22 protein-coding genes are annotated in these 25921 nt (G+C 64.3%); 8 read left to right on the top strand and 14 right to left on the bottom strand.

Annotation, left to right across the window (positions count from 1 at the left end; genetic code table 11):
* The 7 genes from istA to GBZ26_RS10005 all read right to left on the bottom strand — a co-directional run.
* Nucleotides 1-1030, bottom strand: a 1030-nt coding sequence (gene istA, locus GBZ26_RS10035) for an IS21 family transposase (protein ID WP_174438722.1), incomplete at its 3' end; no start/stop codon positions are given.
* Nucleotides 1031-1248: 218 nt separating this feature from the next.
* Nucleotides 1249-2355: a glycosyltransferase gene (locus GBZ26_RS10030; protein ID WP_174438721.1), complete on the bottom strand. Its 1107-nt coding sequence runs from the start codon at nt 2353-2355 to the stop codon at nt 1249-1251.
* A 3-nt stretch (nt 2356-2358) separates the two neighbouring features.
* Nucleotides 2359-3558 carry a hypothetical protein gene (locus tag GBZ26_RS10025; protein ID WP_174438720.1) on the bottom strand — a complete coding sequence of 400 codons (1200 nt, stop codon included), beginning with the start codon at nt 3556-3558 and terminating at the stop codon, nt 2359-2361.
* Nucleotide 3559: 1 nt separating this feature from the next.
* A complete protein-coding gene (locus GBZ26_RS10020) occupies nt 3560-5359 on the bottom strand; it encodes a glycosyltransferase (protein WP_174438719.1) in 1800 nt (599 codons plus the stop codon).
* Between the two features lie 240 nt (nt 5360-5599).
* Nucleotides 5600-6469, bottom strand: coding sequence for a hypothetical protein (locus GBZ26_RS10015; RefSeq protein WP_174438718.1), 870 nt, complete (start codon nt 6467-6469; stop codon nt 5600-5602).
* A gap of 52 nt (nt 6470-6521) precedes the next feature.
* Nucleotides 6522-6905 (bottom strand): phycobilisome rod-core linker polypeptide, encoded by a 384-nt coding sequence (locus GBZ26_RS10010; protein ID WP_174438717.1) that lies wholly within the window; start codon nt 6903-6905, stop codon nt 6522-6524.
* A gap of 72 nt (nt 6906-6977) precedes the next feature.
* Nucleotides 6978-8411 (bottom strand): mannose-1-phosphate guanylyltransferase/mannose-6-phosphate isomerase, encoded by a 1434-nt coding sequence (locus GBZ26_RS10005; protein ID WP_174438716.1) that lies wholly within the window; start codon nt 8409-8411, stop codon nt 6978-6980.
* A gap of 313 nt (nt 8412-8724) precedes the next feature.
* Between GBZ26_RS10005 and GBZ26_RS10000 the strand changes: the two genes are divergently transcribed.
* The 5 genes from GBZ26_RS10000 (at nt 8725) to GBZ26_RS09980 (ending at nt 13250) form a co-directional block, all read left to right on the top strand.
* Nucleotides 8725-8880 carry a hypothetical protein gene (locus GBZ26_RS10000; RefSeq protein WP_222071487.1) on the top strand — a complete coding sequence of 52 codons (156 nt, stop codon included), beginning with the start codon at nt 8725-8727 and terminating at the stop codon, nt 8878-8880.
* Between the two features lie 267 nt (nt 8881-9147).
* Nucleotides 9148-10209 (top strand): GDP-mannose 4,6-dehydratase, encoded by a 1062-nt coding sequence (gene gmd, locus GBZ26_RS09995; RefSeq protein WP_246654321.1) that lies wholly within the window; start codon nt 9148-9150, stop codon nt 10207-10209.
* Between the two features lie 394 nt (nt 10210-10603).
* Nucleotides 10604-11461, top strand: coding sequence for an ABC transporter permease (locus GBZ26_RS09990; protein WP_174438714.1), 858 nt, complete (start codon nt 10604-10606; stop codon nt 11459-11461).
* A gap of 15 nt (nt 11462-11476) precedes the next feature.
* Nucleotides 11477-12262, top strand: a complete 786-nt coding sequence (locus GBZ26_RS09985; RefSeq protein WP_174438713.1) for an ABC transporter ATP-binding protein — start codon at nt 11477-11479, stop codon at nt 12260-12262.
* A 4-nt stretch (nt 12263-12266) separates the two neighbouring features.
* Nucleotides 12267-13250, top strand: a complete 984-nt coding sequence (locus GBZ26_RS09980; RefSeq protein WP_174438712.1) for a GDP-L-fucose synthase family protein — start codon at nt 12267-12269, stop codon at nt 13248-13250.
* A 131-nt stretch (nt 13251-13381) separates the two neighbouring features.
* Here the strand turns inward: GBZ26_RS09980 and GBZ26_RS30620 are convergent, their stop codons facing one another.
* Nucleotides 13382-14272, bottom strand: a complete 891-nt coding sequence (locus GBZ26_RS30620; protein WP_174438711.1) for a glycosyltransferase family 2 protein — start codon at nt 14270-14272, stop codon at nt 13382-13384.
* Nucleotides 14273-14402: 130 nt separating this feature from the next.
* Here GBZ26_RS30620 and GBZ26_RS09970 point away from each other — a divergent pair, with 130 nt between their 5' ends.
* From GBZ26_RS09970 to GBZ26_RS09960, 3 genes are read left to right on the top strand one after another with little or no spacing between them, the layout of a single operon-like run.
* Nucleotides 14403-16640 carry a peptidase domain-containing ABC transporter gene (locus tag GBZ26_RS09970; protein WP_174438710.1) on the top strand — a complete coding sequence of 746 codons (2238 nt, stop codon included), beginning with the start codon at nt 14403-14405 and terminating at the stop codon, nt 16638-16640.
* Nucleotides 16603-17961 (top strand): HlyD family type I secretion periplasmic adaptor subunit, encoded by a 1359-nt coding sequence (locus tag GBZ26_RS09965; protein ID WP_174438709.1) that lies wholly within the window; start codon nt 16603-16605, stop codon nt 17959-17961. The genes GBZ26_RS09970 and GBZ26_RS09965 overlap by 38 nt, the downstream gene beginning before the upstream one ends.
* Nucleotides 17962-18016: 55 nt before the next feature.
* The gene (locus tag GBZ26_RS09960; protein WP_174438708.1) at nt 18017-19726 is read left to right on the top strand and encodes an SEL1-like repeat protein; all 1710 of its coding nucleotides are present in this window, start codon (nt 18017-18019) and stop codon (nt 19724-19726) included.
* A 60-nt stretch (nt 19727-19786) separates the two neighbouring features.
* Here GBZ26_RS09960 and rfbA read toward each other — a convergent pair whose 3' ends face one another.
* From rfbA to GBZ26_RS09930, 6 genes are all read right to left on the bottom strand, one after another.
* Complete coding sequence (rfbA, locus tag GBZ26_RS09955; protein ID WP_174438707.1) at nt 19787-20653, bottom strand: glucose-1-phosphate thymidylyltransferase RfbA; 867 nt, start codon at nt 20651-20653, stop codon at nt 19787-19789.
* Entirely contained in the window at nt 20650-21558 is a 909-nt protein-coding gene (gene rfbD / locus GBZ26_RS09950; protein ID WP_174438706.1) for a dTDP-4-dehydrorhamnose reductase, read from the bottom strand. Before rfbD ends, rfbA begins: the two co-directional genes overlap by 4 nt.
* A gap of 14 nt (nt 21559-21572) precedes the next feature.
* On the bottom strand, nt 21573-22652 hold the full coding sequence (gene rfbB / locus GBZ26_RS09945) for a dTDP-glucose 4,6-dehydratase (protein WP_174438705.1): 1080 nt from the start codon (nt 22650-22652) through the stop codon (nt 21573-21575).
* Between the two features lie 66 nt (nt 22653-22718).
* Nucleotides 22719-23267, bottom strand: a complete 549-nt coding sequence (rfbC, locus tag GBZ26_RS09940) for a dTDP-4-dehydrorhamnose 3,5-epimerase (RefSeq protein WP_174438704.1) — start codon at nt 23265-23267, stop codon at nt 22719-22721.
* Between the two features lie 80 nt (nt 23268-23347).
* Nucleotides 23348-25030 carry a glycosyltransferase gene (locus tag GBZ26_RS09935; RefSeq protein ID WP_174438703.1) on the bottom strand — a complete coding sequence of 561 codons (1683 nt, stop codon included), beginning with the start codon at nt 25028-25030 and terminating at the stop codon, nt 23348-23350.
* Between the two features lie 123 nt (nt 25031-25153).
* On the bottom strand, nt 25154-25921 hold a 768-nt coding region (locus tag GBZ26_RS09930), incomplete at its 5' end, for a calcium-binding protein (protein ID WP_425599350.1).

Raw genomic sequence — 25921 nt, 5'->3', positions numbered from 1 at the left:
GCACCTCCACGGCCCGCCGGCGGGTGCTGTCCGGCACGGAGTAGAGATTGCCGCCCACCGAGACCATGCCGTCGCGGGTGACCCGGCGCTCCAAAGCGAGCACGCTGGTGAACGGGCCGGCCGGCAGCGGCTTGAGATGGGTTCGTTCCTCGGCGAAATGCTCGACCACGACGCGCTGGGTGGTGGCGTGCAGACGGACATTGGCGACTTGGCCCAGCCACTGGGTGAACTGGGCATTCAGGTCATCGAGGTTGCGGAAGCTGCGGGCCAGGAAAAAGTCCTCGCGCACGTAGCGGAAGGGGCGCTCGACCTTGCCCTTGGTCTTGGCCCGGTAGGGTTTGCAGGCCTTGGGCAGGAAGCCGTAGTGAGCGGCCAGGTCGAGGAGCTTGGCGTTGTAGGCGATGCCTCGGCCCGGCTGGTCCGGGTCCTCGGCCTCGCCGAGCACGGCCGTCTTCATGCGGTCGTAGAGGATCTGCTCGGGCGCGCCGCCGAAGGCCTCGAAGGCGGCGATGTGGCAGCGCAAAACGGTCGGCAGGTCCTGGCGGGCGACGAAGCGGGCCCACATCATGCGGCTGTGGCCGAACACCATGGAGAAGAGCCAGACGACCCGCTCCGCCTCGGGCTCGTCGGTGAAGGTGGTCTTGAAGAAGGCGAAGTCGACCTGGGCCTGCTTGCCGGGCGGGGTTTCGAAGCGGCGCTCGAAGGCCGGGGCGGGTTTGGGGCGGATGGTGCGCACCACCGCCTTCAGGATCGTGTAGCCGCCTTCATAGCCACGTTCGCGGATTTCGCGCAGCAGCCGCTTGGTGCTGAGTTCGGGGTAGGCCTGCAGGCGTTCGCGCAGGTAGGACTCGAAGGGGCCGACCAGCGTCGGCCGCGGTGGCCGGGGCTTGTAGGCCGGCGGTTCCAGCCCCTTGGCGATGTATTTGCGGATGGTCTTGCGGTCATGGCCGGTGCGGCGCGCGATCGCCGACACCGACATGCCCTGGCGGGCGAGATCGAGAATCATGACGAGTTCCCCAAGTCTGACCACGCACGCCTCCCTCCGTCGATGGAGGGGATCATGGGCGAGCGACGGCCGCATGGCTCCGGGGCGTACGCCCGGAGCCATGCCGTTGCGTCAGCCTGGGGATTTTTCAGCCGCCACTTCTGGGGAGTATTCAACCGGCGCTGACACTATACTAATACCCTAAGTTCAGACTGCCCCGGAACGTCATAAAATCTTCATGGACTCGCTGTGGAATGATCTTCTTATATTCCTTGAATGACATTCTTGAAATTGATCATCTGATGGCGCTGATAAGCGGAAAAAATTTCTCGAGATTCTGCGCTGAGGCGTCTGGTTGTATTTTCATTAATGTTCTGCATGTGGTCAACCAACATTTCGATAGAGCTGGCATTATGTTGTGTGTAGAGACTTGGTATGCCAACCATGCCGTCTGCTGTTGAAAAAAAAGGACGCCCAAAGGAGAGGGCCTCTATAGATTTAATTTTTAGTCCAGTGCCTCCTAGCATAGGGTTTACGACGATGTCCACGTTTCTGTAAAAATTAGAGACGCTGTCAAGAATACCTGAGGCATTGAATATTGTGTTCTCATTCTTTATTACGTTGCATATCGGCCCTGCAACTTCAAAATTGAATTTTTTTACTAATTCAGGCCGCTTCTCTAGGGCTGCATGCAAATACAGAAATGAATTAACATTCCAGGGGTTGCTGCTTGCAATATACCCAATAGTCATTTTACGTTGATTTGGCCTTAGGGGTAGAAAATTAGGAGGCGTAACGAAGCCAACAACCTCTACTTTTGACAGACCAAGTTCCTCGAAATACTTCTTCTCTTCGTTTTGGATTGCTAGGACGATGTCCGCCCGCTGTAGGCCGCGCAGTTCTTCCTGCTGGCTTGTATAGTACCATTCAGGTTTCAAGCCTGCCGCGATTGAGCGCAGGTGACGATCGCCAAAAACATCGTGTGTATCAATGATTTTGATAAGGTTACTGGGCAAGCTTTCCAGAACGCCAGAAAACCAGACATAATTGACGATCACCGCTTGATAGTTCCATCGGCGGTGCAGCCCTGCAGCCACATCGCCAACCTGGGGATCATACCAATCGTCGAGTCCGAAATGGCTGCCCATGGTCATGCTGCGTTTCAGCGGACGACAAGAAACACTGTGAAAAAAGTCCCAGCAACTTTCCATTAGCACCCGTTGGGCCCCGTCCAATCCTTCAAGGGTGTAGTACAAAAAATGAACCTTGTAGCCTAATATTTGTAGCATACGGCACAGTCGGAAAATCCGCTGGCTGTTCCCTTGAAACTGAGGGTGGGTTGGAATGGGGGAAACGACGAGTATATGCATGATTTAAGCGTCTATCCCTTGGATTTGGCAGGAGCTGATGCAGAGGCCGAGGCGACGAGGGTCTTCGTTGGATGGTTGGACCGTGTTGCCGTAGGCCAGTCGCAGTTCACACCATCCTTTCCGGTGATCAAGCGGAGTTTCAAAACTTACGCTCAGAGTCCAGCCTTTTGATCCTTCGATCGTCTGGTGGTTGACCGGCTTACCGTCGATATACAGGCGTAGAGAATTGATTATTTCTGATCTTATGGCATTCATGACCTGCAGTACTAGCCTCATTCGCCCGGTTTGCTCGAGGGGGAGAAACACTCGCGCTTCCGGAAAAGGCCCGCTCCAACGCCAATGATTGTATCCGTCGCATTCCGGAGAATAAAAGCCTTCGCACACTACGCGGTCGTCGAAGACAATATGCATGGAGCGATTTTGCGGAGCCCGCTGCAGGCGTGTCGCAGATGCCCGGATCAGTGCCGCAATTAGAACATCGTCATCGGACAACGCGCCGGACGGTGGCGTGGGCAAGTCGCCATCGAAGCCGGCCAGGTGCGCGATGAGCCGTTCGGATACACGCTCGCGCGGAATGCCCAGGAATCCTGTTTGGGCACCAATCAGGACGGCCTCCTCCCGCGTTTCGGGCGTGTCCGCAGACAGCAGGGTGGCATCAACCAAGCGGTAATCATGGTCCTTCAGAAGCGCTGCCGCATGTTCCAATTGCTGAAGGCGTTCTTGAACGGGCAGGCCGGAAACGCTGATCAGAAGAAAGGGCCGGGCGGACGAGAGCAGCCTGCGGGCTCCCCGGAGAACGGCGGTGGTCTGCTGCCCGTCGTTGACGTGCAACAAGGTGCATAGGCCAGATCCGCTGAACAGTCCGTCCACTGTGCGCAGCCGCACGATCTGAGGCGTGATCCGGACTAAGCAGTGGTCCATGATCTCCTCCAAATCGCGGTCCCGGTCCGAGAGTAAAACCGGAATTTCAGTCGGCTGTCCCCGTCCCACGATTTTCAGCCAGGAATGGGACGGGAACATGAACACTTTTGCATCACGCTCTTCGCGGAGCATATGTGAAACCGCGGACGCCGGCGTATCCACGGACACGATGCAGTCTCCGAGTTGCCCCGCGTCGGCCAGACGTTGGAGAAGACTGGCCGTGTCAAAGCCTCTCCGAGAGTAAACGGTGGATGCAATAAGGCGATAGGTCGAGCGGTCCATCTCAAGCCTCCACTGAGGACAAAGAGGCATCGGCGCGGTCAGTGATCACTCGCTGAGAAAGCTTTGCCACCTTGTTGTGGCTCCAGTGGTCTGGAGGGGCAATGAATTCAGAAATTTTGACGGCTTGCCAGCATCCTTCTGCATGCGGTTCGCGTTGCCACCCTTCAGGGTCCGCCAAGTCAAGCGCGAATGAGACATCATCCGGTCCTATCCAGCGGCGGCGCAAGCGGAAACCGGCGCGCAACAGTAAGGCGTCTATGTCTTCAGGGTGGGCAAGTTCCGGAGGCGTGTTGTCCTTGTCATCCTGCCAAAGGTCAAGCACGAGAAGGCCACCAAAGGAGAGCGCGCGATTGGCCTGCACAAGCAGGTCCCAAAACCTGTCCACTGCTTCGATCGGTTGAGCGACAAGCAGTAGATCACAACTGCGCCGATAGCGTTGCGTCAAGGCCTTGATTAATTGGGCACGGTGGACGTTTTGAACCGTTTCCCGAATATGGCCGAACAAATCCGCCATATACTGAGTGGAGGCGGCATGGGGCAGGCACGTCACCACCTGAATGGGATCGCTTTTTACCGGAACCGCAGCTTGGCGCCACCACAAATCCCCTGGCTGGACCTTGACCACTCCCAATCGGCTGAGTGCCGCCTCATGGCTCGACGGAGTGGCGAATTCCCAGGCCGCGGAAACAGCCCAAGGCTCTTCTGGCTTGTTCTGGGCAGCGAGGATGACGTCGCGATAAGCGGCAGCCGATCGCTGAATGGCGTGCGCATCGCGGATGTACGCCCGTGCCGCCTCACCAATTTGGCGACGCTGGTCGGGAGCGTGGGCCAACTCCAGCAGGGAACGCTCCAGGCGCTCCTCGAAGTCGCTCCCCCAAGCGAGCTTGACCGCCGCGCCATCGGGAATCTCGGCGAAGGGGCCATGATCGACGACGACGGTGCAGGCTCCGGTTCCGAGCGCGCGGATCAGGGTCCCGGAGGTTTCGCCACCAGTTGGGTACCGGAGGTTCAACACGACATCGGCTGCCGCGACATAGTCGAAAAATAATGATTCCGACAGATAGCCGGTTACGGTGACTCGGTCTTCTAGGCCTAGGCGCCTGATATCTGCTTGAACGTCATATTGGTCCGGCTGGGCCGCCCCCGCAATGATGTAGCGAAATGGGGGAAGCTTGCCGCGCAAGCGTGCCAGAGAGCGGAGAATGCAATCAATTCGCTTCGCGCCGGTTACGAAACCGAGCGAGATCAGCAACAGTTCGTCCTGGTCCGCGCCGATCCGACGCCGGGCGTCGGCTTGGGGAACATGATCGTTGGCTAGCGCGGCGGGCGCTATGTGGTGGGGTATGCTGACGACATCGGCTTCCGGCACCTGGGCCAGTGCCTTGCCCATGGCGTAGCGCGAATGCACGATCACCGAACGCGAGCGCGCCAGGATCGAGCGGTTCATAGGCAAGGCATAGAACATGCTAGTTTCACGCCAACCATGGTTCCGGAACTGCTCTGCGAGCAAAGCTCCGGAATAGCCGTATTCGCGGGTCAACGCTTCTACGTAACCATCTATATCGCCCCATCGCAACGTCTGGCAATCAACCAAGTAATGCAGAGAAGCGTCGTGCAGCACGACTACGCCAGGACGACGCATCGCGATCGGAAACAGATAGACATGGTCGGGGTTGTTGCCGAGGTGGTAAAGGTGTGGCACTCCGGCGAAATCGTTCCAACGTGTCTCGTACTCTGCGAGCCTGATTATCTTTACCTTGGCCAAAACCTCGGGCTCTGGCGCGGCGTTGTCGAGTACCACGGTGCAGTCAAAGTCTTGGGTGTGCCAGGGCAATAACTCGGCGCAATAGTCAGCAATGCCGTTCTGAACCGGAGGTAGCGGGGAAAAAATTACCAATGGCGAGCAAGGCATATTGTTTCCTAACTGAGAGCCAAGCTTTTCAGGTGAAAGGGGCGAAGAAGCGCAAAGCTTCTGTCAGAACCAATCGGGCCTCGAGCTGCCCAATGGACAATGGACCGAAAACGGATTTCTTGAGAGCTGTTAGTCGCCCACACTAGCCTGCACGCCCATCGTCCGCAGTGCTCGCATTTCCTGGTCGACAGCGTCCCTTTGAATCGTCAGCATCGCTTCCATGCGCTGCATCAAAGCCTTCGCAAGTCGACCGTTCAAAGCGTTGCTCGGATCGGCAACTTCGCTCAGCTGTCGGGTCAAGGTTGCGACCTCCTGACGCAGTTGGGCAATTTCATCGATTAGATTGCGTGCGCTGTTCGGGCCAAACCCCAGCGGACTGTTCGTGAGCTCGTGATTGGTATCGGCCACGCGCACGTGCAGGCTGTGCAACGCACCATCCAAAACGCTGAGAGGCAAGTCGATGGCGAAGGCACAACGCCCAGAGCCTTTTCCGGCTGCCGCCACATCGCCGCGGAAATCGTCCGCGATCACGTCGCCAATGTGGGTTAGGCCGTCATACAGGCTGACAGTTACAGGGGCATCGGGCAGGCTGCGGTTCCATATCCAACCGCAGATCTGTCCATTGACGATGCCATCGACCATACTTTCGTAGTCCCGGAAAGCCGCGTCGGCAACAATTCCTTGGAAATCTGCCGGTGACTTGAACTCTAGTTGCCCTCCCAAAGCAGGTCCGCCTCCCGCGATCCGGGCAGTCACGATGAGCGGATAGGGGGCATCAGGCAGCCGATCCAGCTTTAGGCGAAAGGCATGCATGCCGTTGCCGATCCGGCTCTGGACGAGTTCCATTTGGAAATGATCGGCAATGCCTCGCGCCAGAACGGCGCCGTTAGCGGTCAACTCGACCTCGACTGGCTCGTAAGGTTGCCTAGGATCCCAGGCCCAGCCCTCAAACCCCTCTGAGCCAGCAGCAACCAGAAAGCCTTCCGGCATGGCATGCATTTTCACCATCTCCAGCAACTTTTCTTAAAATAAGTGGGATTTCGATGTCTGTTCAAGAAGGGACCTTGTCATCCCCATATATACTTTTGTATTGATCGCTATCAATGACATGATGAATAACTGTTCGCCAATCAGACTCCAAAATCATCACAGCCAGCCTTTTTATCTCTTTCTGATCCTCTTCCTGTTTCCCCAAGAAACGCTTGCAAATAATACGCGCAAACTCATTCGGAGTTTGGTTCATCAAATTAATTTCACGAAATTCTTCTGATGTGCAAAATTTCTTTACAAGCTCTCGGACTGTTAAGGATCCGGTGGTGAGCTGTTCAATGCACCACTCATACCCCTCACGATCACTGTTTCTCAAGAGAATGTTCCCGTAAAGTTGCCCAGAGATTTTGGAAGCTAGGGCGAAGCTCCATTTTTTCTTTGCCATAAGTCGATGTCCTAACAAGATTAGGTTGCGAGATTCTTTAATACGGTTTTGTGCTTTCCAGATCCTTAAACGTTAGCGCCCATAAACATCTTCAAGGCGAACAATGTCGTCTTCGCCCAGGTAGGAGCCAGACTGCACCTCGATCAGGTGCAGCGGCACCCGACCGGGGTTCTCGAGCCGATGCACCGTTCCGAGCGGGATGTAGACAGACTCGTTTTCGCGCAGCAGGATCTGCTCCTCGCCGCGTGTCACCAGGGCCGTTCCTTCGACAACGATCCAGTGCTCGGCGCGGTGATGATGCATCTGCAGTGAGAGGCGCTCGCTCGGATTGACGACGATCCGCTTGACCTGGAAGCGGTTGCCGCGGTCGACGCTGCGGTAGGAGCCCCAGGGGCGGTAGACGGTAGTGTGCAGGGAATGCTCGCTGCGCCCGTCGGCCTTCAGCCGCTCGACCACCTGCCTTACGTCCTGCACGTGGCTGTAGTCGGTGACCAAGATAGCGTCGTCGGTGGCGACCACCACCACGTTCTCTAGCCCGGTGACCGCAACCAAGTGGTCCTCGGACCGGACATAGACGTTGCGCGCGTCGTGCAGCACGACGTCCCCATGAACGACGTTACCGTTGGCGTCCTTGGCGCCGATGTCCCACAGCGCCGACCAAGCGCCGACGTCGTTCCAGCCCATGTCCACGGGCACCATGGCGGCCCGCGCGGTCTTCTCCATAACGGCGTAGTCGATGGAATCCGACGGCGAAGCCACGAAGGCGTCCTTAGCCAAGCGGCAGAAGGTCAGGTCCCGTTCGGCACCCGACAGAGCGCGGCGGCAGGCTTCGACCATCGCCGGGTTTGCGCGTTCCAGCTCGGCCAAGTAGGCGGCGGCGGAGAATAAGAAAATGCCACTGTTCCAGAAATAGGAGTCGTCCGCCAAGTAGGCTTCCGCGGTGGCGCGGTCCGGCTTCTCGACGAAGCACTCAACGCCGCGCAGGCCTTCGCCGTCCCTGAACGGGGACCCCGCCTTGATGTAGCCGTAGCCGGCCTCGGCGCGGTCCGGTGTGATGCCGAAGGTCACCAGAGCGCCGGCCCGGGCTGCTGCTGTGGCGGTCTCCACGGCTTTCAGAAAACGGTCGGGGGCGGCGATGACGTGGTCGGAGGGCATCACCAACATTAGCGGAGCCCCGTCCGCCTCGAGCAGCTTCAGGGCGGCAACACAGGCGGCAGGCGCGGTGTTGCGCCCGGTCGGCTCAAGGATGATCTCGGTGGGTTGGATAGCCTTGGCGCGCAGCTGCTCGGCCACGAGGAAGCGGTGCTCCTCGTTGCAGATGATCAGCGGCGGCGCAAAACGGGGCGCCACGACCCGCTGAGCGGTTTCTTGGATCATCGTCAGGTCGCCGGCCAAAGGCAGGAACTGCTTTGGGTGCATCGCCCGGGACAGCGGCCACAGGCGGCTTCCTGAGCCGCCGGACAGGATAACAGGCGTGACCAATTCCTTGGAGCCCTGGATCCCCATGGGATGCCCTCAATTTTGTTGCTCGATGCCCCAGAGCGTGCTCTCCGGTTGGCAGCTTGTTTGTGGGAGCGTTTAAGGAAGTGCCGTTCGGGTTTCTTCAGGCGATATCTCTAGAGAAGGATTATTGCCTTGACTAATAACTTTCCAGTAAAGTTCGCGTGCTTGAGGTTCTGGCTTTACTAAGGAGGGGAGTGGTCGCAGTCCTGTACTCATGAGTTGCCGCTGTGAGTTCCGATGCATCCTTAAGGCGGGCATCTTTCAGTTAAAATGGTAAAATTTTTCTAAAGCCTTTTATATTTTTCTAAAGCCTTTTATGGGCGAGCGGAGCGGAAAGGTTCTGCCGATCATCCGGCGACAGGTGATCGGGCAAGCGGAGGGGCAGGTCAACAAGCTGAAGCTGATCAAACGTCAGATGTACGGACGCGCCGGCTTCGACCTGCTGCGCCGTCGCGTCCTCCTCGCAGTCTGATCCACACAAAGTGCGGGAGAACCATTCTCCCGGGGGGAAGCTCAGTGGAAGGGTCGTCCACATATCAGTGCAGGCACCAAAGATGTTGACGCCTAAATTGGAATGGCGCACTCATGCACCGTTTTTGCGAGGAAACAGCGGATTGCAGTTCCCTTGATCTCGGCAATCTCGCCGGAAAGTCTGTTTCCAGAGCCCTTTTCTAGGACGAATGGACAGGGCTGCGAGAATGGGCTCAAGGTTAAGGTTTCGACAGAACAGGAGCGAGCGTTGAGCAAGATTGCTTTGATAACGGGCGTCACGGGACAGGATGGCGCCTACCTCGCGGAGCTGCTGCTCGCGAAAGGCTATACTGTTCATGGTGTCAAGCGACGCTCGTCCTCGTTTAACACGGAGCGGGTGGAGCACCTGTATCACGATGTCCACGAAAGTGACGTCCGCTTCCGGATGCACTATGGCGACCTGACTGATGCGACCAACCTGATCCGCATCGTCCAGGAAGTCCAACCGGACGAAATCTACAACCTCGCCGCCCAAAGCCATGTGCAGGTGAGCTTCGAGACGCCGGAATACACAGCGAACTCCGACGGCCTCGGCACGCTGCGCCTGCTGGAGGCGATCCGCATCCTTGGGCTGGAGAAGAAGACGCGCTTCTATCAGGCCTCCACCTCCGAACTGTACGGCCTCGTGCAGGAGACGCCGCAGAAGGAGACGACGCCCTTCTACCCGCGCAGCCCCTATGCGGCGGCCAAGCTCTACGCCTACTGGATCACGGTGAACTACCGCGAAGCCTATGGGATGCACGCCTCCAACGGCATCCTGTTCAACCATGAAGGCCCGACGCGCGGCGAAACCTTCGTCACGCGCAAGATCACCCGCGCCGTCTCGGCCATCCAACTCGGCCTGCAGAAGACGCTTTACCTCGGAAACCTGGACGCCAAGCGCGACTGGGGCCACGCCCGCGACTATGTCGAGGGAATGTGGCGCATCCTCCAGCAGGACAAGGCCGAGGACTATGTGCTCGCCACCGGCGAGACCCATTCCATCCGCGAGTTCGTCGAGCTGGCTTTCGGCCATGTCGGTCGCAGGATCGAATGGCGGGGCACGGGCGTGGACGAGACGGGCGTGGATGCGGCGACCGGCGACGTGCTGATCCAGGTGGACCCGCGCTACTTCCGCCCGACCGAGGTGGACCTACTGCTGGGCGATCCGTCCAAGGCCCGCGCCAAGCTGGGCTGGACGCACACCACCACCTTCCCTGAGCTGGTGCGCGAGATGATGTCGAGCGACCTCGCGCGCTTCGAGCGGGAAACCTCGGGGCGGCCGGCCTGATTCCACGGCGGGGGCCAGGGGGCGAACGGATCTTCGGGAACGCCGGGCGGGATGAAGGCTTGTCCTGCCCGGCTCGGCCGCAACCATGCCTGCGCGACGGGCGCGGGATGCCTCCGGCGATTCCGCAAGGCCCCTGCGGCGCGACGACGACCCGGGCTTCATGGCTTTGCAGGGTTCCCGCTCCCACGCGCGGGGAGGTCGGAAGTCCCGCTTCGGACCGCAATCTTGAGAGGGGGCTGGGAAGGCGGCGGGGATCGGAGTATAGAAGCGGCCCATCCGTGCCCGAGTTCACAGGACTGCCGTCCACAGCCTTTCCGCTCCGCCACAGGGGGACGGCCGGCGCGCCGACCCGGTTCCTGAGGCCGCCCGCTTTCTTGAACGGATTGCGAGAGAGATGATCACCGAGAGCTTTCCCGGCTCCGCCGCCCGGCGCAAGGACGGGGCCGTCTACGACTCCGGAGACCGCAGCGAGGCGGTGCGGGCCTGGGACGACCTCAGGGAAGGGGCGATGCGGTGGCGGCTGTGGAGCCGGCTCGGCTGGCACGACATCCGCAAGCGCTACCGCCGCTCGGTCCTGGGGCCGTTCTGGCTGACGCTCAGCATGGCGGTCATGGTGGCCAGCCTGGGGCTGATCTACGGGACTCTGTTCCGGCTCGACCTGGAAGGCTATCTGCCCTTCCTGGCGGTTGGTCTGGCCACCTGGACCTTCATCGCGTCCTTTCTGAACGAAGGCTGCATCAGCTTCATCGAACTGGAGCCGCTCATCAAGAACGTGCGCATTCCGATGTCGCTGCACATCCTGCGCGCGCTGTGGCGCAACCTGATCATCTACGGCCACAACATCGTGATTTTCGCGGTGGTGGCGGCGATCTTCGGGATCTGGCCGGGGGCGACGGGCCTGCTGGCGGTGGCCGGGCTTGCGCTGCTGCTGGTGAACGCCGGCTGGATCATGCTGCTGCTCGGCATGATCTGCACCCGCTTCCGCGACGTGCCGCCGATCATCGCCAGCGTGATCCAGCTCCTGTTCTTCGTGACGCCGGTCATGTGGAAGCCGGAACTGCTGGGCGACCGGCGCTACCTGATGGTGCTGAATCCCTTCTATCACCTGCTGGAGGTCATCCGGGCGCCCCTGCTGGGACATGCGCCGGGCTGGGAAAGCTGGGTCGCCGGCCTGCTCTTCGCCGCCGTCGGATGGGCCTTCACCTTCGCCTGCTTCGCCCGCTTCCGCAAGCGCATCGCCTACTGGCTCTGACCGACGGGCTCCGAAATGGCTGCGATCCATCTGAACGACGTCTCGGTCGATTTCGTGCTGTATCAGGGAAGCGCGCGCTCCCTGAAGAAGACGCTGCTGCGCACCTCCACCAGCGGCGCGCTGAAGCACGACGCACACCACCGCATCACCGTGAAGGCGCTGAGCAACCTGAACCTGTCGCTGGAGCACGGCGACCGGGTGGGGCTGGTCGGTGGCAATGGCGCCGGCAAGACGACGCTGCTGCGCGTCCTGGCCGGGGTGTACGAGCCGACCGCCGGGCGCATCCGCGTCGAAGGCCGCGTCACGCCGCTGTTCGACCTGGGGCTGGGGCTGGATGTGGACGCGTCCGGCTACGACAACATCCGGATGCGCGCCGCCTATTTCGGCATCGACGGGGACGAGATCGAGTCCAAGATGGACGACATCGCGGCCTTCACCGAGCTTGGCGATTATCTCGACCTGCCGGTGCGCACCTATTCGGCGGGCATGACCCTTCGGCTGGCCTTCGCCGCGGCGACCGCGGTCGATCCGGAAATCCTGCTGATGGACGAATGGATCGCCGTCAGCGACACCCAGTTCCTGGAGAAGGCGCAACGCCGGGCGGAAGGCTTCGTGAACCGCTCCAGCATCATGGTCGTCGCTTCCCATGTGGACGAGGTGCTGAAGCGGCTGTGCAACAAGGTCCTCTGGCTGGAGCGCGGCGCGGTCGTGCGCATCGGTCCGGTTGACGAGGTTCTGGCGGCGTATCACAAACACAATGCGGGCGGCGGCGGGCCGGCGCCGCGAGACGGAGAAGAGTGATCGGATGACGACGGGTACGGCAGCCTTTTCCCTGGACGGCAAGCGCGTGTGGGTCGCGGGGCATCGCGGCATGGCGGGGTCGGCGGTCGTCCGTCGGCTGGAGCGGGAGCCCTGCGAGATCCTGACCGTGGGCCGCGAGGCGGTCGACCTGCGCCGGCAGGCCGACGTCGAGGCGTGGATGGCCGAGGCGCGGCCCGACGTCGTGTTCCTCACCGCCGCCCTGGTCGGCGGGATCCACGCCAACAACACCCGGCCGGCCGAATTCCTTTACGAGAATCTGGCGATCGAGACCAACATCATCCACGCCGCCAAGCAGGTCGGGGTGCAGAAGCTGGTTTTCCTCGGATCCTCCTGCATCTACCCGCGGATGGCGCCGCAGCCCATCGTGGAGGAGGCGCTGCTGACCGGTCCGCTGGAACCGACCAACGAATGGTATGCGATCGCCAAGATCGCCGGCATCAAGATGTGCCAGGCCTATCGGCGGCAGTACGGCTGCGACTTCATCTCGGCCATGCCGACCAACCTCTACGGCTACGGCGACAACTTCGACATCCAGCAGGGCCATGTCGCCGCCGCTCTGATGGTGAAGATCCACCGCGCCAAGACGGAGGGGGCCGCCAGCGTCGAGCTGTGGGGCGACGGCAGCCCGCTGCGCGAGTTCCTGTTCGTGGAGGATCTGGCCGACGGGCTGGTCTTCCTGGCGAAGAATTATTCGGGTGAGCCGCACGTCAACCTGGGGTCCGGCCAGGAGGTCTCGATCCGCGGGCTCGCCGAACTGCTGGCCGACGTGATCGGCTTCAAGGGCGATTTCCGCTTCGACCCGTCCAAGCCGAACGGCACGCCCCGCAAGATCATGGACAACGGGCGCATCGCGGCCATGGGCTGGACCGCGCCGACTCCGTTGCGCGACGGGTTCGAGCAGACCTACCGTTGGTATCTGGAAAAGCAGGGCACCGGCACCCTGCGCGGCCTTCCAGCCGCCGGGTAACGCCGCCTGGCGCAAGCCGGCCATCCGCGGGGAACAGCGTTCGCCGCGGATGGCCCAAAAATGTTTCGGCCTGAAAATGTTTCAGCCCGGTCCGCTGTTCGGGGCGGTCGGGGGACGAACCGGACCGGGCGTCAGCCGGCCCGGACGCGGTGGATCGCCCGCTGCATCACCCGGCGGGCCCGGCGGGCCACGTCCCGGCCCCGGCGGGCCAGATCGCGCCAGGTCGGCCGGATGGCGCCGGCCTCGGCGGCTTCCGCCAACCGCCGCTTCAGCTCGGCGTTTTCCAGGCGGACAGCCAGGAAATTCTCCTGATAGATCTCCACGCGGCGGCGCAGCCACGTCTCCGTCTGATAGAAGGGCAGGGCGTTCTGGATGGCATAGACCTCCGGCTGGCCCTTGGCGAGATTGCTGGAGGTGCCGCCCAGCCCAAAGGAGGCCACGATCACCGGCATGTGGGTCAGCGTGATGGTGTCGTCCGCTATGGCCTTGAGAAACCACTCATAATCGGCATGGACACGCCAGCGTGTGTCGAACGGGCCGGTGCGGTCGAACACCGAGCGGCGGGCGAAGGTGCCCTGGTGTGGCAGACAGCCGCAGATCATCGTCTCGGCGGCCTTGTCGGCTTCCTGTGGAATATGGATGACCGAATTGCCGTCCGGCAGGCGGACTTCGATGTCCCCGTAGAAGAGATCGGCCTCCGGGTGCTGCGTCATGAAGCGCACCGCGTTCTCGAGCGAATGGGCGTCGTAGAACCAGTCCTCGGCATTCAGGAACAGGATCACGTCGCCGGTTGCCCGCGCCAACCCCTTGTTCATCGCGTCGTAGATGCCGCCATCGGGCTCGGAGACGAGCACGGCGATGCGGTCCCGATGGGCCTCCAGAAGGTCAAGCGTACCGTCGGTCGATGCCCCATCGATCACAATATGCTCAACGTCTTGGTAAGTCTGTTGTGCGATGCTCTCCAGGGTACGGCCTATGCCGTGTCGCACGTTTCGACAAATTGTAATAACCGAAACCTTCATCCACCTGCTCCCACTGGGTTGGCCCGAACTGAGCGCCCCGAGTGCAATGCTTGTATCCGATGAAGGTGGTACAGTACAGTCGCGCCGCCGGATGCACCACCGGGAAGAGCGACGGGAACACAGAGGCAAGATGCAGAGCAAGAACTCCGCCGATCCACAGACCGCCTCTCCCGAGGCTGCACGGACGACCAGCCTTCTCGCACTCGCCGTTGTCGCGCGTCACCACGGGATTCACCTGTCGGTGGAGCAGTTGCGGCGCGATTATGGACTTGAAACCGGCGAGCCGCCCATCGGAACGCTGCTGAAGATCGCCGAGGAAAGCGGACTGACCGTCCGGTCGGCGAAGCTTCGCTGGAAACACCTGTCCCGTCTGGGAAAGGCGCTTCCGCTTCTGCTGAGGCTGCGCGACGGCAGCACCATGGTGATGGTCGCCTTCCGCGAGGACGGCGGCGCCCCGGCCGCGATGCTTCAGGACCCGCTCAGCCCCGACCAGGCCTGCGTCGCCGTGGACGAGTTGCGGCTGGCGTCGGTCTGGGACGGCGATGTGGTCTTCGTCAAGCGCCGCTACCGGATGAACGACGAGCAGAGGCCGTTCGGCTTCACCTGGCTGATCGGGCAGATCCTGCGCGAGAAGCGGATCTTTCGCGATGTCGGCGTGTCGGCGCTGATCCTCAGCCTGTTCGCGCTGATCCCGCCGATGGTCTTCATGGTGATCCTGGACCGCGTCCTGGTCCACCAGAGGCTGTCGACCCTGTATGTTCTCCTGACGGCCATCGTCTTCCTGCTGTTCTTCGACACGCTCTTCGGGTATCTGCGCCGCTATCTGGTGGCGATCGGCACGGCCAAGGTGGATGCGCGCATCAGCACCTTCATCTTCGAGCGGATGATCAACCTGCCGATCGACTTCTTCGAGCGGACCCCGACCGGCGTCATCAACTACAAGCTCAACGAGATCTGGCGTGTCCGCAACTTCCTGACCGGACAGCTCTTCGGCACGCTGCTGGACTCCCTGACGCTGGTCGTGCTGATCCCGGCGATGTTCATCCTGAGCCCGCCCCTGGCCTTCTACGTGCTGGGCATCGCGTTGATCATGGCCCTGGTGGTGGTGATCTACATCGGCCCGCTCGCCCGCGCCTACGGCAAGGTCATCGTGGCGGAGCAGCGCAAGGGCTCCTTCATGATCGAGGTGCTGCACGGCATGCGCACCGTGAAGTCGCTCGCCCTGGAAGGCCGCAAGCGGCTCGACTGGGATGTGCGGGTGGCCGATGCGGTGCGCGCCAACACGAACATGCAACTCCTCTCCAACCAGCCGCAGACCATCCTGCAGCCGCTGGAAAAGGCGATCTACGCCGGCTCGCTGGGGCTCGGCGCCTATCTCGCGATAGGCGAGGGCGCCATCGTCTACGGCGGCTCGCTGGTCGCCTTCAGCATGATCGCCAGCCGCGCCACCCAGCCCTTCGTGCAGATCGCCAGCCTGATGCAGCAGTTCCAGGAGGTGCGCGGCGCCGTCGCCCAGGTGGCTTCGGTGGTCAACCAGGCGCCCGAGCAGGGGCTGGACCGTCAGGGCGTGCGGCCGCAGATCAAGGGAGAGATCGACTTCTCCGAAGTGCGCTTCCGCTACCCCGGTTCGCAGAGCCCCGCGCTCGACGAGGTCAGCTTCTCCATCAAGGCGGGCAACGTCATCGGCATCATGGGGCGCTCCGGCTCCGGCAAGACGACCGTCACGCGCCTTCTGCAGGGGTTGCACCAGAACTACGAGGGCCTGATCAAGATCGACGGTGTCGACCTGCGCGAGATCGATCTCGGCCATCTGCGTTCCAACCTGGGCGTGGTGCTGCAGGACAACTTCCTGTTCAACGGCACGATCCGCGAAAACATCATGGCGGCCAACCGCAGCGCCTCCCTGGAGGAGGTGATGCGGGCGGCCCGGCTCGCCGGAGCCGAGGAGTTCATCGAGCGGCTGCCCCGCGGCTACGAGACGATGATCGAGGAAGGCTCGGCCAACCTGTCTGGCGGCCAGCGTCAGCGCATCGCCATCGCCCGTGCCCTGCTGGTCGACCCGAGCGTCCTCATCATGGACGAGGCGACCAGCGCGCTCGATCCGGACAGCGAGGCGATCATCAACAACAACCTGACGCGCATCGCGCAGGGCCGGACGATGATCGTGATTTCGCACCGCCTCGCCTCGCTGGTGAACTGCGACCAGATCATGGTTCTGGAGCGCGGCAAGCTCTACGACATGGGCAAGCACGACGAACTGCTCCAGCGCTGCGACGTCTACAGGCACCTCTGGTTCCAGCAGAACCGCCACCTTTCCCCGGGAAGCACTCATGACCGCGCTCCTCTTACGCCGGCCGCAAACACCTGATCTGGCGGCCGAGCAGGCCATCAACGATTTCCAGGGCGAGACTGCGGAGATCACCGGAAGCCCCGAGCCGTTCAAGGCACGGTCCGCCGTGTGGACGCTCGCCATCATGGTGGTTCTGTTCATCGCGATGGCGTCGATCCTGAAGCTCGACCGTGTGGTCAGCGCGACGGGACGCGTCGTCTCGCAGGAGCCGACCATCGTGGTCCAGCCGCTGGAGATCTCGATCATCCGCAGCCTGAACGTCCGCGCCGGCCAGACCGTCCGGCGCGGCGAGGTCCTGGCCACGCTCGACCCGACCTTCTCGTCCGCCGACGTGGCGCAGCTCGACCGGCAGGTTTCCAAACTGACGGCCGAGATCGCCCGGCTGAACGCCGAGGCCGAAGGCGTGGCGTTCACGGCCGGCAGCAAGGATCAGGACAGGGTTCTGCAGGAATCGATCTGGCAGTACCGCCAGGCGGAGTATGCGGCCAAGCTCGCCAACTTCGAGCAGCGCATGGCCACCCTGCAGGCCACGATCAAGAGCAACCAGACCGACGCCGAGCATTACCGCTCCCGCCTGAAGATCGTCGGCGAGATCGAGGACATGCGCCGGACCCTGGAAAAGAACCAGACCGGCAGCCGCCTCAACTCGCTGATCGCCAGCGACACCCGCGTGGAGACGGAACGGAATCTCGGTCTCAGCGAGAACACCATCCGCACGTCCCGGCACGATCTGGAAGCGCTGCGCGCCGAGCGGGAGGTCTTTATCCAGCAGTGGCGCAGCACCGTGCTGACCGACCTATCGACCCGCCAAGTCGAATTGGAGCGGGCTCGCGAGGAACTGGCCAAGGCCCAGAAGCGGCGCGATCTGGTCGAACTGCGCGCGATCGAAGACGCCGTCGTTCTGGAGGTCGGGAAGTACTCCGTCGGTTCCGTGGTCGAATCGGCCCAGCCGATCTATACTTTGATGCCGTTGAACGCCAAGCTGGAGGTGGAGGCGGAGATCGCCGGCATCGACCAGGGTTTCGTCAAGCCGGGCGATGAAGTGCAGGTCAAGCTGGACGCCTATCGCTTCGTCGAGCACGGCATGGCGCAGGGCGTGGTCAAGTCGATCAGCGAGGATTCCTTCACCCGCCGCGAGGATCAGAGCCAGGCTCAGCGTCCGTTCTTCCGCGCGAAGATCGAGCTGACCAAAGTGAACCTGCGCGACGTCCCGTCCGACTTCCGGCTGGTGCCGGGCATGCCGCTGACCGCCGACATCGTGGTCGGCAAGCGGACCATCATGGCCTATCTCGTCGAAGGGGCCTTGCGGAACGGTTCGGAAGGCATGCGGGAGCCGTGAGCCCCAGGGGCGGCACGCCTTCCGCCCAGAGATTGAAGAAAGGGTGTTGAGGCCTATGCGCAACTTCATCAAGGCCGCGGGGCGGCTGTTCGGCTCCGCTTCGCCGGAAGACGATCACGCCAAGGGTCTGAAGGCGCATGAACGGAAGGACTACAAGACGGCGCTCGACGCGTGGCTGGCCGCCGCCGGCGCCGGCCATGCGGATGCCCAGTACCGCCTCGGGCGTCTCTATGATCTGGGGCAGGGCGTGGTGCGCAACGCCGTGGACGCCGTCGGCTGGTACCGGCAGGCCGCCGAGCAGGGCCACGGCGAAGCCCAGGCGCGTTTGGCGGAAATCTATTATTACGGATGCGGCCAGCCCAAAGGCATCGTCCCCAGCGACGAGGCGCTGTCGGTCCTGTTCCCCAACGGCCTGAAGATCGAGCAGGATTACAAGGAGGCGCTGCGCTGGGCGTGCGCCGCCGCGGAAGGCGGCGTCGTCGGCGCCCAGGCCATGCTCGGCTATATGTACGCCTCCGGTTTCGGCATCGAACCCGATTACGCGGCGGCGGAACGCTGGTACCGCACCGCCGCCGACCAAGGCAACGCGGCGGCCCAACTCGGGCTCGGCACCTTGCTGGCCGGCGGTTACGCGGGCACCTCCGACCCCGCCGCTGCCCATCAATGGTTCCGCAAGGCGGCGGAACAGAACAACGTCATGGCCTGGTACTACATCGGCACCCAGTATGCCGGCGGGCTTGGCGTCGAGCAGGACTATGCGGAGGCGGCCGACTGGTTCCGCAAGGCGGCGGAAGCCGGCGCGGCGGCGGCGCAGAGGGCGCTCGGCCTGCTGTACGCCCGCGGACTCGGCGTATCCGCCGATCCGCAGATGGCGGAAACCTGGCTGCGCAAGGCCGCTGTCCAGGGTGATGCCGAGGCGATGTTCCAACTCGGCCATCTGAACAGCCGGGGTGGCGGGATGCAGCCCAACCTGTTCGATGCCGCGACCTGGTACCGCGCGGCGGGCGAACTTGGCCACCGCGAGGCGCAGAAGATCATCGCCCAGATGTATTTCGCCGGTTCCGGCGTGCCGCGCGACGAGATGGAGGCGGTTCGCTGGCTGGAGCGGGCGGCCGGGCAGGGCGACCCGCAGGCGCAACTCCGCGTCGGAGCGCTCTACGCCGAGGGGCGCGGCGTGACCCGCGACTACGACCGGGCGCTCGACTGGTTCCGCCGGGCCGCCGACCAGGGCAACACCGACGCGGTCTACAACATCGGCATGCTGCACAGCCTGGGGCTGGGTGTGCCGCGCGATCCGGTGGGCGCGATCCAATGGCTGGAGCGGGCTGCCAGCCAGGGCAGCGTGCAGGCGCAGTTCCGCCTGGGGGCGGCCTACGCCTCGGGCGATGGCGTGGCGCAGGATTACGCCGCCGCGGTCGAATGGTCGCGCAAGGCCGCCGAGCAGGGGCATGCCGGCGCCATGGTCAATCTGGGCCGCTTCCGCATGCAGGGACTGGGGGGCGAGCGCGACATTCCGGAGGCGATCCGCCTGCTGACCAGCGCCGCCGACCAGAAGGAGGCGGCGGCGATGACCGCGCTCGGCGAACTGCACGGTCATTGGAGCGACCACAAGGACTTCGTGCAGGCCCGCGCTTGGCTGGAACGGGCGGCGGCGCTCGGCGAGGGGCGTGCGAAGACGCTGCTGGAACGGATACCGGCCCCTGCGCCTTCGAACGAATCGGAGAGGAACGGCGTTGGCCTTTCCCGCGCCGCCGGGGAAGGCTGACCGTCTGTCTTCCGCAAGCCCACCGTCTGCGAGAGGCAAGGCAACCCCGCCCGGAGGCGGTCAGTCGGTCAGAAGGCTGAGCAGATAGCTGCCGTAGCCGCTCTTGGCGAGGGGGCGGGCGATGCGGGCGAGCTGTTCGCTGTCGATGAAGCCTTTGCGCCAGGCGATCTCCTCCGGCGAGGCGATCTTCAGCCCCTGGCGGGCCTCGATGGTCTGGACGAACTCCGCGGCCTGGAGCAGGGACTGGTGCGTGCCGGTGTCGAACCAGGCGTAGCCGCGTCCCAGCTTCTCCACCGCCAGACGCTGCTGATGCAGATAGACGTTGTTGACGTCGGTGATCTCAAGCTCGCCGCGCGGCGACGGGCGGATCGTCGCGGCGATGTCCAGGACGCTGTTGTCGTAGAAATAGAGGCCGGTCACGGCGTAGTTGGATTTGGGATGGACCGGCTTCTCCTCGATGGCGTTGGGGCGGCCCTCGGAATCGAAGCTGACCACGCCGTAGCGCTCCGGGTCGCGCACATGATAGCCGAAGACCGTCGCCCCGTCCGTCCGGCTGGCGGCGCGCAGCAGGGCCGGCTCCAGATCGTGGCCGAAGAAGATGTTGTCGCCCAGGATCAGACAGACGCTGTCCGTTCCGACGAACCCGCGTCCGATGAGGAAGGCCTGGGCCAACCCTTCGGGCTTGGGCTGCTCGGCGTAGCTCAGCGTGATGCCCCACTGCGTGCCGTCGCCGAGAAGGCGCTGGAACTGCGCCTGGTCCTGCGGCGTGGTGATGATCAGGATGTCGCGGATGCCGGCCAGCATCAGCGTCGACAGCGGATAATAAATCATCGGCTTGTCGAACACCGGGAGGAGCTGCTTGCTGGTCACCTGCGTCAGCGGGTAGAGCCGCGTGCCGGAGCCGCCGGCTAGAATGATGCCCTTCATGCCTTCGCGTCCTCGCCCTGGGTTTCGCCGAGGATGCCGTCCAGCATCCGATCAAGTCCGGCCATCCAATCCGCGGGCGCGACGCCGTAGGCTCGGCCGAGGCGCGCGGTGTCGAGGACCGAATTGGCGGGCCGCCGTGCCGGCGTCGGGAACTCGGCGGTCGTGATGGCGGTCACGCGCGGGCGGCGGCCGATGCGGGCGGCGGCGCGCTCCACGATGCGGTCGGCGAAGCCGTGCCAGGTGGTGGCCGGCGCCCCGGCATAATGGAAGGTGCCCGGCGTCCAGCCCGCGCCGCCCAGACGGGCCTGCGCGATGACGGCGATGGTCGCGGCGATGGCCGCCGCCGGCGTGGGACAGCCGTGCTGGTCGGCGACGACCCGCAATTCGTCGCGCTCGCGGGCCAGCCTCAGCATGGTCTTGACGAAATTGTGCCCGTGCGCTCCGAACACCCAGGCGGTGCGCAGGATCACATGGTCGGGCTGGGCGCTCCGCACGGCCTCCTCGCCGGCCAGCTTGCTGGCGGCATAGACGCCCTGCGGGGCGACCGGATCGTCCTCCCGCCAGGGGGTGGCCTTGCTGGTCCCGTCGAAGACATAGTCGGTGGAGATGTGGATCAGCGGCACCCCGGCGGCGGCGCAGGCCTGCGCCAGATGGGCCGGTCCGTCGCGGTTGACGGCGAAGGCGGCGTCCGGCTCGCTCTCCGCCCTGTCCACGGCGGTGTAGGCCGAGGCGTTGACGACCAGCACCGGGCGATGGGCGGCCATGGCCGCCGCGACCGCCCGCGGGTCGGTGACGTCGCCGTCGGCGCGGGTCAGCCCCACCGGGGCGAGACCCGGCATCCAGGCGGTCCGCAGCAGCTCGAACCCCACCTGCCCGTTGGCGCCGAAGATCAGGATGGTGTCCATGGCGGCGGCTCCGGTCAGTCGGCGGATTTGGTGGCCGCGGCCACCGGCGCCACGCCGAGACGCTGACCGGCGTAGCCGGCGGACAGCCGCTCCCACCAGGCGCGATGCTCCAGATACCAGGCGACGGTACGGCGGATGCCCGTCTCGAAGGTCTCGGCGGGTGTCCAGCCCAGCTCGGTCTGCAATTTGGTGGCGTCGATGGCGTAGCGGTGGTCGTGGCCGGGCCGGTCGGTGACGTGGGTGATGAGTCCCCGCCGCGGGCCTCCGGCCAGCGGGCCGGCCAGTTCGTCCAGCAGATCGCAGACGGCATGCACCACGTCGATGTTGCGCCGCTCGCTGTCGCCGCCGACGTTGTAGCTCTCGCCCAGCCGCCCGGTGGTCAGGATGGTCCACAGCGCCGAGGCGTGGTCGTCCACATAGAGCCAGTCGCGCACGTTCAGCCCGCTGCCGTAGACCGGCAGAGGCTGGCCCTGGAGCGCCTTCAGCGTCATCAGCGGAATCAGCTTCTCCGGAAACTGCCAGGGGCCGTAGTTGTTCGAGCAGTTGCTGGCCACCGTCGGCAAACCATAGGTCTCGTGCCAAGCCCGCACGAAATGATCCGAGGCCGCCTTGCTGGCCGAATAGGGGGAATTGGGCGCGTAGGGCGTGGTTTCCGAGAAGCGCCCGTCGTCGCCCAGCGTGCCGAACACCTCGTCGGTGGAGACGTGATGGAAGCGGAAGGCGGCCTTCGCCTCGCCCTCCAGCCCGCGCCAGTGGTCGAGCGAGACGCGCAGCAGGGTGACGGTCCCGACGACGTTGGTCTCCACGAAGGCCATCGGCCCGTCGATGGACCGGTCGACATGGGTTTCCGCCGCCAGATGGACGACCGCCGTGGGGCGATGGTCGGCGAAGACACGACGCAGCGCCGCCTCGTCACCAATGTCCACCCGTTCGAAAGCGTAGCGCGGATCGTCCGCGAAGGGGGCGAGGCTTTCCAGGTCCGCGGCATAGGTGAGCTTGTCGACGTTGACGACCGAGGCCGTCGTGTTGGCCAGGACCCAGCGGATGAAGGCCGACCCGATGAACCCCGCGCCCCCCGTCACCAGTATGCGCATGCCATTTCCCCTTTACGGCCCCTCGCGGCACGCCGTCGCATCAGAAAATCAGAACGGATCCGCAAGTCAGAACAGGTCCACGGCCGCGGCCAGGGCCGGCGCCGCCGCGTCCTTGCCCGACACCACGGTTCCGGCGACCGCCGGCCAGCCGATGCCGAGCGCCGGATCGTTCCACAGGATCGCCCGCTCCCGCTCGTGAGAATAAAAGGCGTCCACCTTGTAGGCGACGATCGTGTCCGGCTCCAGCGTGCAGAAGCCGTGGGCGAAACCGGCGGGGACGAAGAGCTGTTCCAGCCCGTCGGCGCTCAGTTCCACCGCGACGTGCCGGCCGAAGGTCGGGGAACCGCGGCGGATGTCGACCGCCACGTCGAGGACGCGGCCGCGCAGGACCCGCACCAGCTTGGTCTGGGCGTCGGGCTCCAACTGGTAATGCAGGCCGCGCACCGTCCCCGGCGTGGCCGACAGGGACTGGTTGTCCTGGACCCAGCGCCGTTCCAGGCCGTGAAGGGCGAAGGTCCGCTCGCTCCAGGTCTCGACGAAATAGCCCCGCGTGTCGCCGAACTTCTTCGGGACGACCAGCTGGACATCGGGCAAGGACGTGGGGGTGACCTGCATGGCGGCGGAATCCCGTGGAAAACTGTGCCTGTTATGACGGGGACGCTGGGCTTTTCAAGCGGATTGTGCCCGCCGCACCGTCAAGGTGCCCGGCCCCCGGCCGGCGCCGCGTCCTGCAGGAAGCCGTATTTCATCAGGTGGACGAGGCTGCGCAGCAGCAGCAGGCGGCGGGCCTCCGGGACGAGCCCCAGGATTTCGGCGACCGTGCGGCCGGGGGCGTCCAGGGCGTCCATCGCCAGCATCAGGTCGGTGGCCGGCGACACGGTGCCGCCGCGCGCCGTGGAGTTCAACGGATCGGCGTGCAGCGCCGCCAGGGCTTCGGCGATCCCCGCACGGGCGAGGCCACCGGCCCGCACCAGCCGCGTCGACGGGGTCAGATGGCGCGTCGGGTAGGATGCGAACATCCGCAGGGGATCGGGGCGCAGCGGGTTGCCATCGCGGTCGGGGCGCCGCGGGGCGCGCTCCGCGGCGCCGCGGCGGATCTCGGACAGTTGGCGCCAGACGTCGAGATACTGCGGGATGATCGCCTTCCAGTCGAACATGGCGGTGGCGCGGGCGCGCCCAGCCTCGCCCATCCGCCGGCGCAGCCCGGGATCGGCGGCCAGCCGCGTGTAGGCATCCGCCGCCGCCGCCACGTCGACTGCGCTCACCTGCGAGACGCGCCCGATGTAGAAGTCGTAGGTGTCCAGGCCGGCGGCGTAGCGGTCGGCGAAGTCGGGGCCGGCGCCCGGTGGCGGCAGGGTGGTGGGAATCCGGAAGCCGTCCACCCCATCGCGCACCGTCTCGCGGTAGCCGTTCCAGTCGGTGACGACGCAGGGCAGCCCCGCCGCCATCGCCTCAACCGGGGAGATGCCGAAGGTTTCCTGCACATTGTCCACCAGCGAGGTGAACAGGTCGGCGGCGGCCCAGATGCGGGTCCGCACCTCCGGCTTCCGGCCGTCCAGGAAGATGGCGTTGACGCTGGGGCAATAGCGCCTCGCCCCCTGCATGAAGGCGGCCCCGATGGCGTCGTTGCCGAACCAGCCGGCCTGGATCAGGTGGAACCGTTTGCCGGTCCGCCGGGCCGCTTCCTCCAGCGCCAGATACATGGCGATCGGGTGCGCCTTGGCGTGGAAGCTGAGGCGCCCCATGAACAGCACCGCGATGTCCCCGTCGCCGATGCCCAGCGCCGCGCGCTCCGTCATGCGGTCCGCCGGTCCGAAGCGGAAGGCGTCCGTGTCCACGCCGAGTGGGATCACCGGCAGGTGCGGCATCGGAATCTCGGCGGCGCCCAGCCGGTCGCGCAGATATTCCGCGTAGGGCTCCAGAACCGCCTCCACCGAGGCGCGGGCCGCCCAGGAGGTGCAGATCACCGCGTCCCACGGCTGCACCGGCGCTGTGGCCAGGGTGCCCAGGACATGCGGCGACTCCGATGTGGTGTGGGTGATGCCGCACAGGCTGTAGCCCCGCTGGTCGCGGGATCGGCGGCGCCAGGCGAACTGGTCGATGCCCGGTCCGGGCAGGAACAGGCAGCCCACATGGGCCAGCCGCGACGGCTCGCCGGTCGGGTAGAGCGCCACCTCCCGTCCCGGCGCGTGGCGGGCGGCGAGATCGGCGAACAGACGGGCCTGTTCCGGCCCGTCGGCATGGCAGGCGAAGCCGTTCAGCCCGGAGTGCCGAAAGAAACCGACGAGGAAGGATTCCCCCGCCACATGGCGGCCCTTCAGGTCCGCCCGCGCGGTCTCGTAACCATCGGGATGGAAGTAGATGGCGGCGTTGGACACGGGCGGTCGGTATCCTTTGGCGACGGTTGCTCTGGCGATGCCGGCGCGAGAGTACCCGCCCGGCCTTGCCAGAGCAACGCGTCCGAGCGGACGCCCGCCTTCCGTTCCGCCCCGCCGGCCGCCTCAGCCGTTGAGCCAGATCGCCAGATAATCGGTGCCGTTCACCGTGCCGGGCATCGCCGTCAGGGCTCCCACGGACTTGCCGCTCAGCGTCAGGCTGGCGTCGGTGCGGCCGTCGCCGTCGAGGTCGATGTGGGCCGTCGCGCCGGTGAAGCCGCCGGCGCCGCCAACCTCGGCCCAGGTGATGGCCGATTGCCCCGGCTGCCAGCCCCAGACGGTGACGATCTCCCCCGCCTCCAGGTCGGTCACGGTGGACCAGACGGGTTCCCCGGACCGGCCGTCGAGGAAGAAGGTGTCGTGTCCGGAGCCGCCGGTGAGGAAGTTCGACCCTGTGCCGCCGTCCAGCACGTCGTCCCCCGCCCCGCCGTCGATGGCGTCCATGCCGCCCCGGCTGTTGATGAAGTCGTTCCCGACCCCGCCGACGATCGCCTCGCCGTCGTCGCTGCCGATGAGCTGCCATTGCAGGGTCTGGACCGGCCCGGAATAGGTCGAGGCTTCCTGAAGGATCTGCGTTCCCGACGCGCTGTTGGCCACCCCGAAGAAGGTGCTGGCCACCGTGCCGGGGGTGGCGTCGCGGCTCAGCGCCAGGGTCAGGTCGCCGAAGGACAGATGCTCGATGCTGCGCAGGGTGTTGGTCCCCCGCGGCCCCTCCACCACCACCTCGCCGGCTCCGCTGTGGCGGATGGTGTAGGACGAGGGACCCTCCTCGAACACCACCGTGTCGAATCCGTCCCCGCCGTCCAGCAGGTTGTTTCCGGCCCCCCCGATCAG

Source organism: Azospirillum formosense (assembly GCF_013340925.1).
Lineage (GTDB): Bacteria > Pseudomonadota > Alphaproteobacteria > Azospirillales > Azospirillaceae > Azospirillum > Azospirillum formosense.
This window is presented reverse-complemented; position numbering and strand designations above follow the sequence as displayed.

Bases quoted from the DNA above. Each gene is read 5' to 3' on its own strand.
- GBZ26_RS10030 (WP_174438721.1), bottom strand. From the start codon at position 2,355: ATGCATATACTCGTCGTTTCCCCCATTCCAACCCACCCTCAGTTTCAA.
- GBZ26_RS10025 (WP_174438720.1), bottom strand. From the start codon at position 3,558: ATGGACCGCTCGACCTATCGCCTTATTGCATCCACCGTTTACTCTCGG.
- GBZ26_RS10015 (WP_174438718.1), bottom strand. From the start codon at position 6,469: ATGCATGCCATGCCGGAAGGCTTTCTGGTTGCTGCTGGCTCAGAGGGG.
- GBZ26_RS10010 (WP_174438717.1), bottom strand. From the start codon at position 6,905: ATGGCAAAGAAAAAATGGAGCTTCGCCCTAGCTTCCAAAATCTCTGGG.
- GBZ26_RS10005 (WP_174438716.1), bottom strand. From the start codon at position 8,411: ATGGGGATCCAGGGCTCCAAGGAATTGGTCACGCCTGTTATCCTGTCC.
- GBZ26_RS10000 (WP_222071487.1), top strand. From the start codon at position 8,725: ATGGGCGAGCGGAGCGGAAAGGTTCTGCCGATCATCCGGCGACAGGTG.
- GBZ26_RS09990 (WP_174438714.1), top strand. From the start codon at position 10,604: ATGATCACCGAGAGCTTTCCCGGCTCCGCCGCCCGGCGCAAGGACGGG.
- GBZ26_RS09985 (WP_174438713.1), top strand. From the start codon at position 11,477: ATGGCTGCGATCCATCTGAACGACGTCTCGGTCGATTTCGTGCTGTAT.
- GBZ26_RS09980 (WP_174438712.1), top strand. From the start codon at position 12,267: ATGACGACGGGTACGGCAGCCTTTTCCCTGGACGGCAAGCGCGTGTGG.
- GBZ26_RS30620 (WP_174438711.1), bottom strand. From the start codon at position 14,272: ATGAAGGTTTCGGTTATTACAATTTGTCGAAACGTGCGACACGGCATA.
- GBZ26_RS09970 (WP_174438710.1), top strand. From the start codon at position 14,403: ATGCAGAGCAAGAACTCCGCCGATCCACAGACCGCCTCTCCCGAGGCT.
- GBZ26_RS09965 (WP_174438709.1), top strand. From the start codon at position 16,603: ATGACCGCGCTCCTCTTACGCCGGCCGCAAACACCTGATCTGGCGGCC.
- GBZ26_RS09960 (WP_174438708.1), top strand. From the start codon at position 18,017: ATGCGCAACTTCATCAAGGCCGCGGGGCGGCTGTTCGGCTCCGCTTCG.
- rfbA (WP_174438707.1), bottom strand. From the start codon at position 20,653: ATGAAGGGCATCATTCTAGCCGGCGGCTCCGGCACGCGGCTCTACCCG.
- rfbD (WP_174438706.1), bottom strand. From the start codon at position 21,558: ATGGACACCATCCTGATCTTCGGCGCCAACGGGCAGGTGGGGTTCGAG.
- rfbB (WP_174438705.1), bottom strand. From the start codon at position 22,652: ATGCGCATACTGGTGACGGGGGGCGCGGGGTTCATCGGGTCGGCCTTC.
- rfbC (WP_174438704.1), bottom strand. From the start codon at position 23,267: ATGCAGGTCACCCCCACGTCCTTGCCCGATGTCCAGCTGGTCGTCCCG.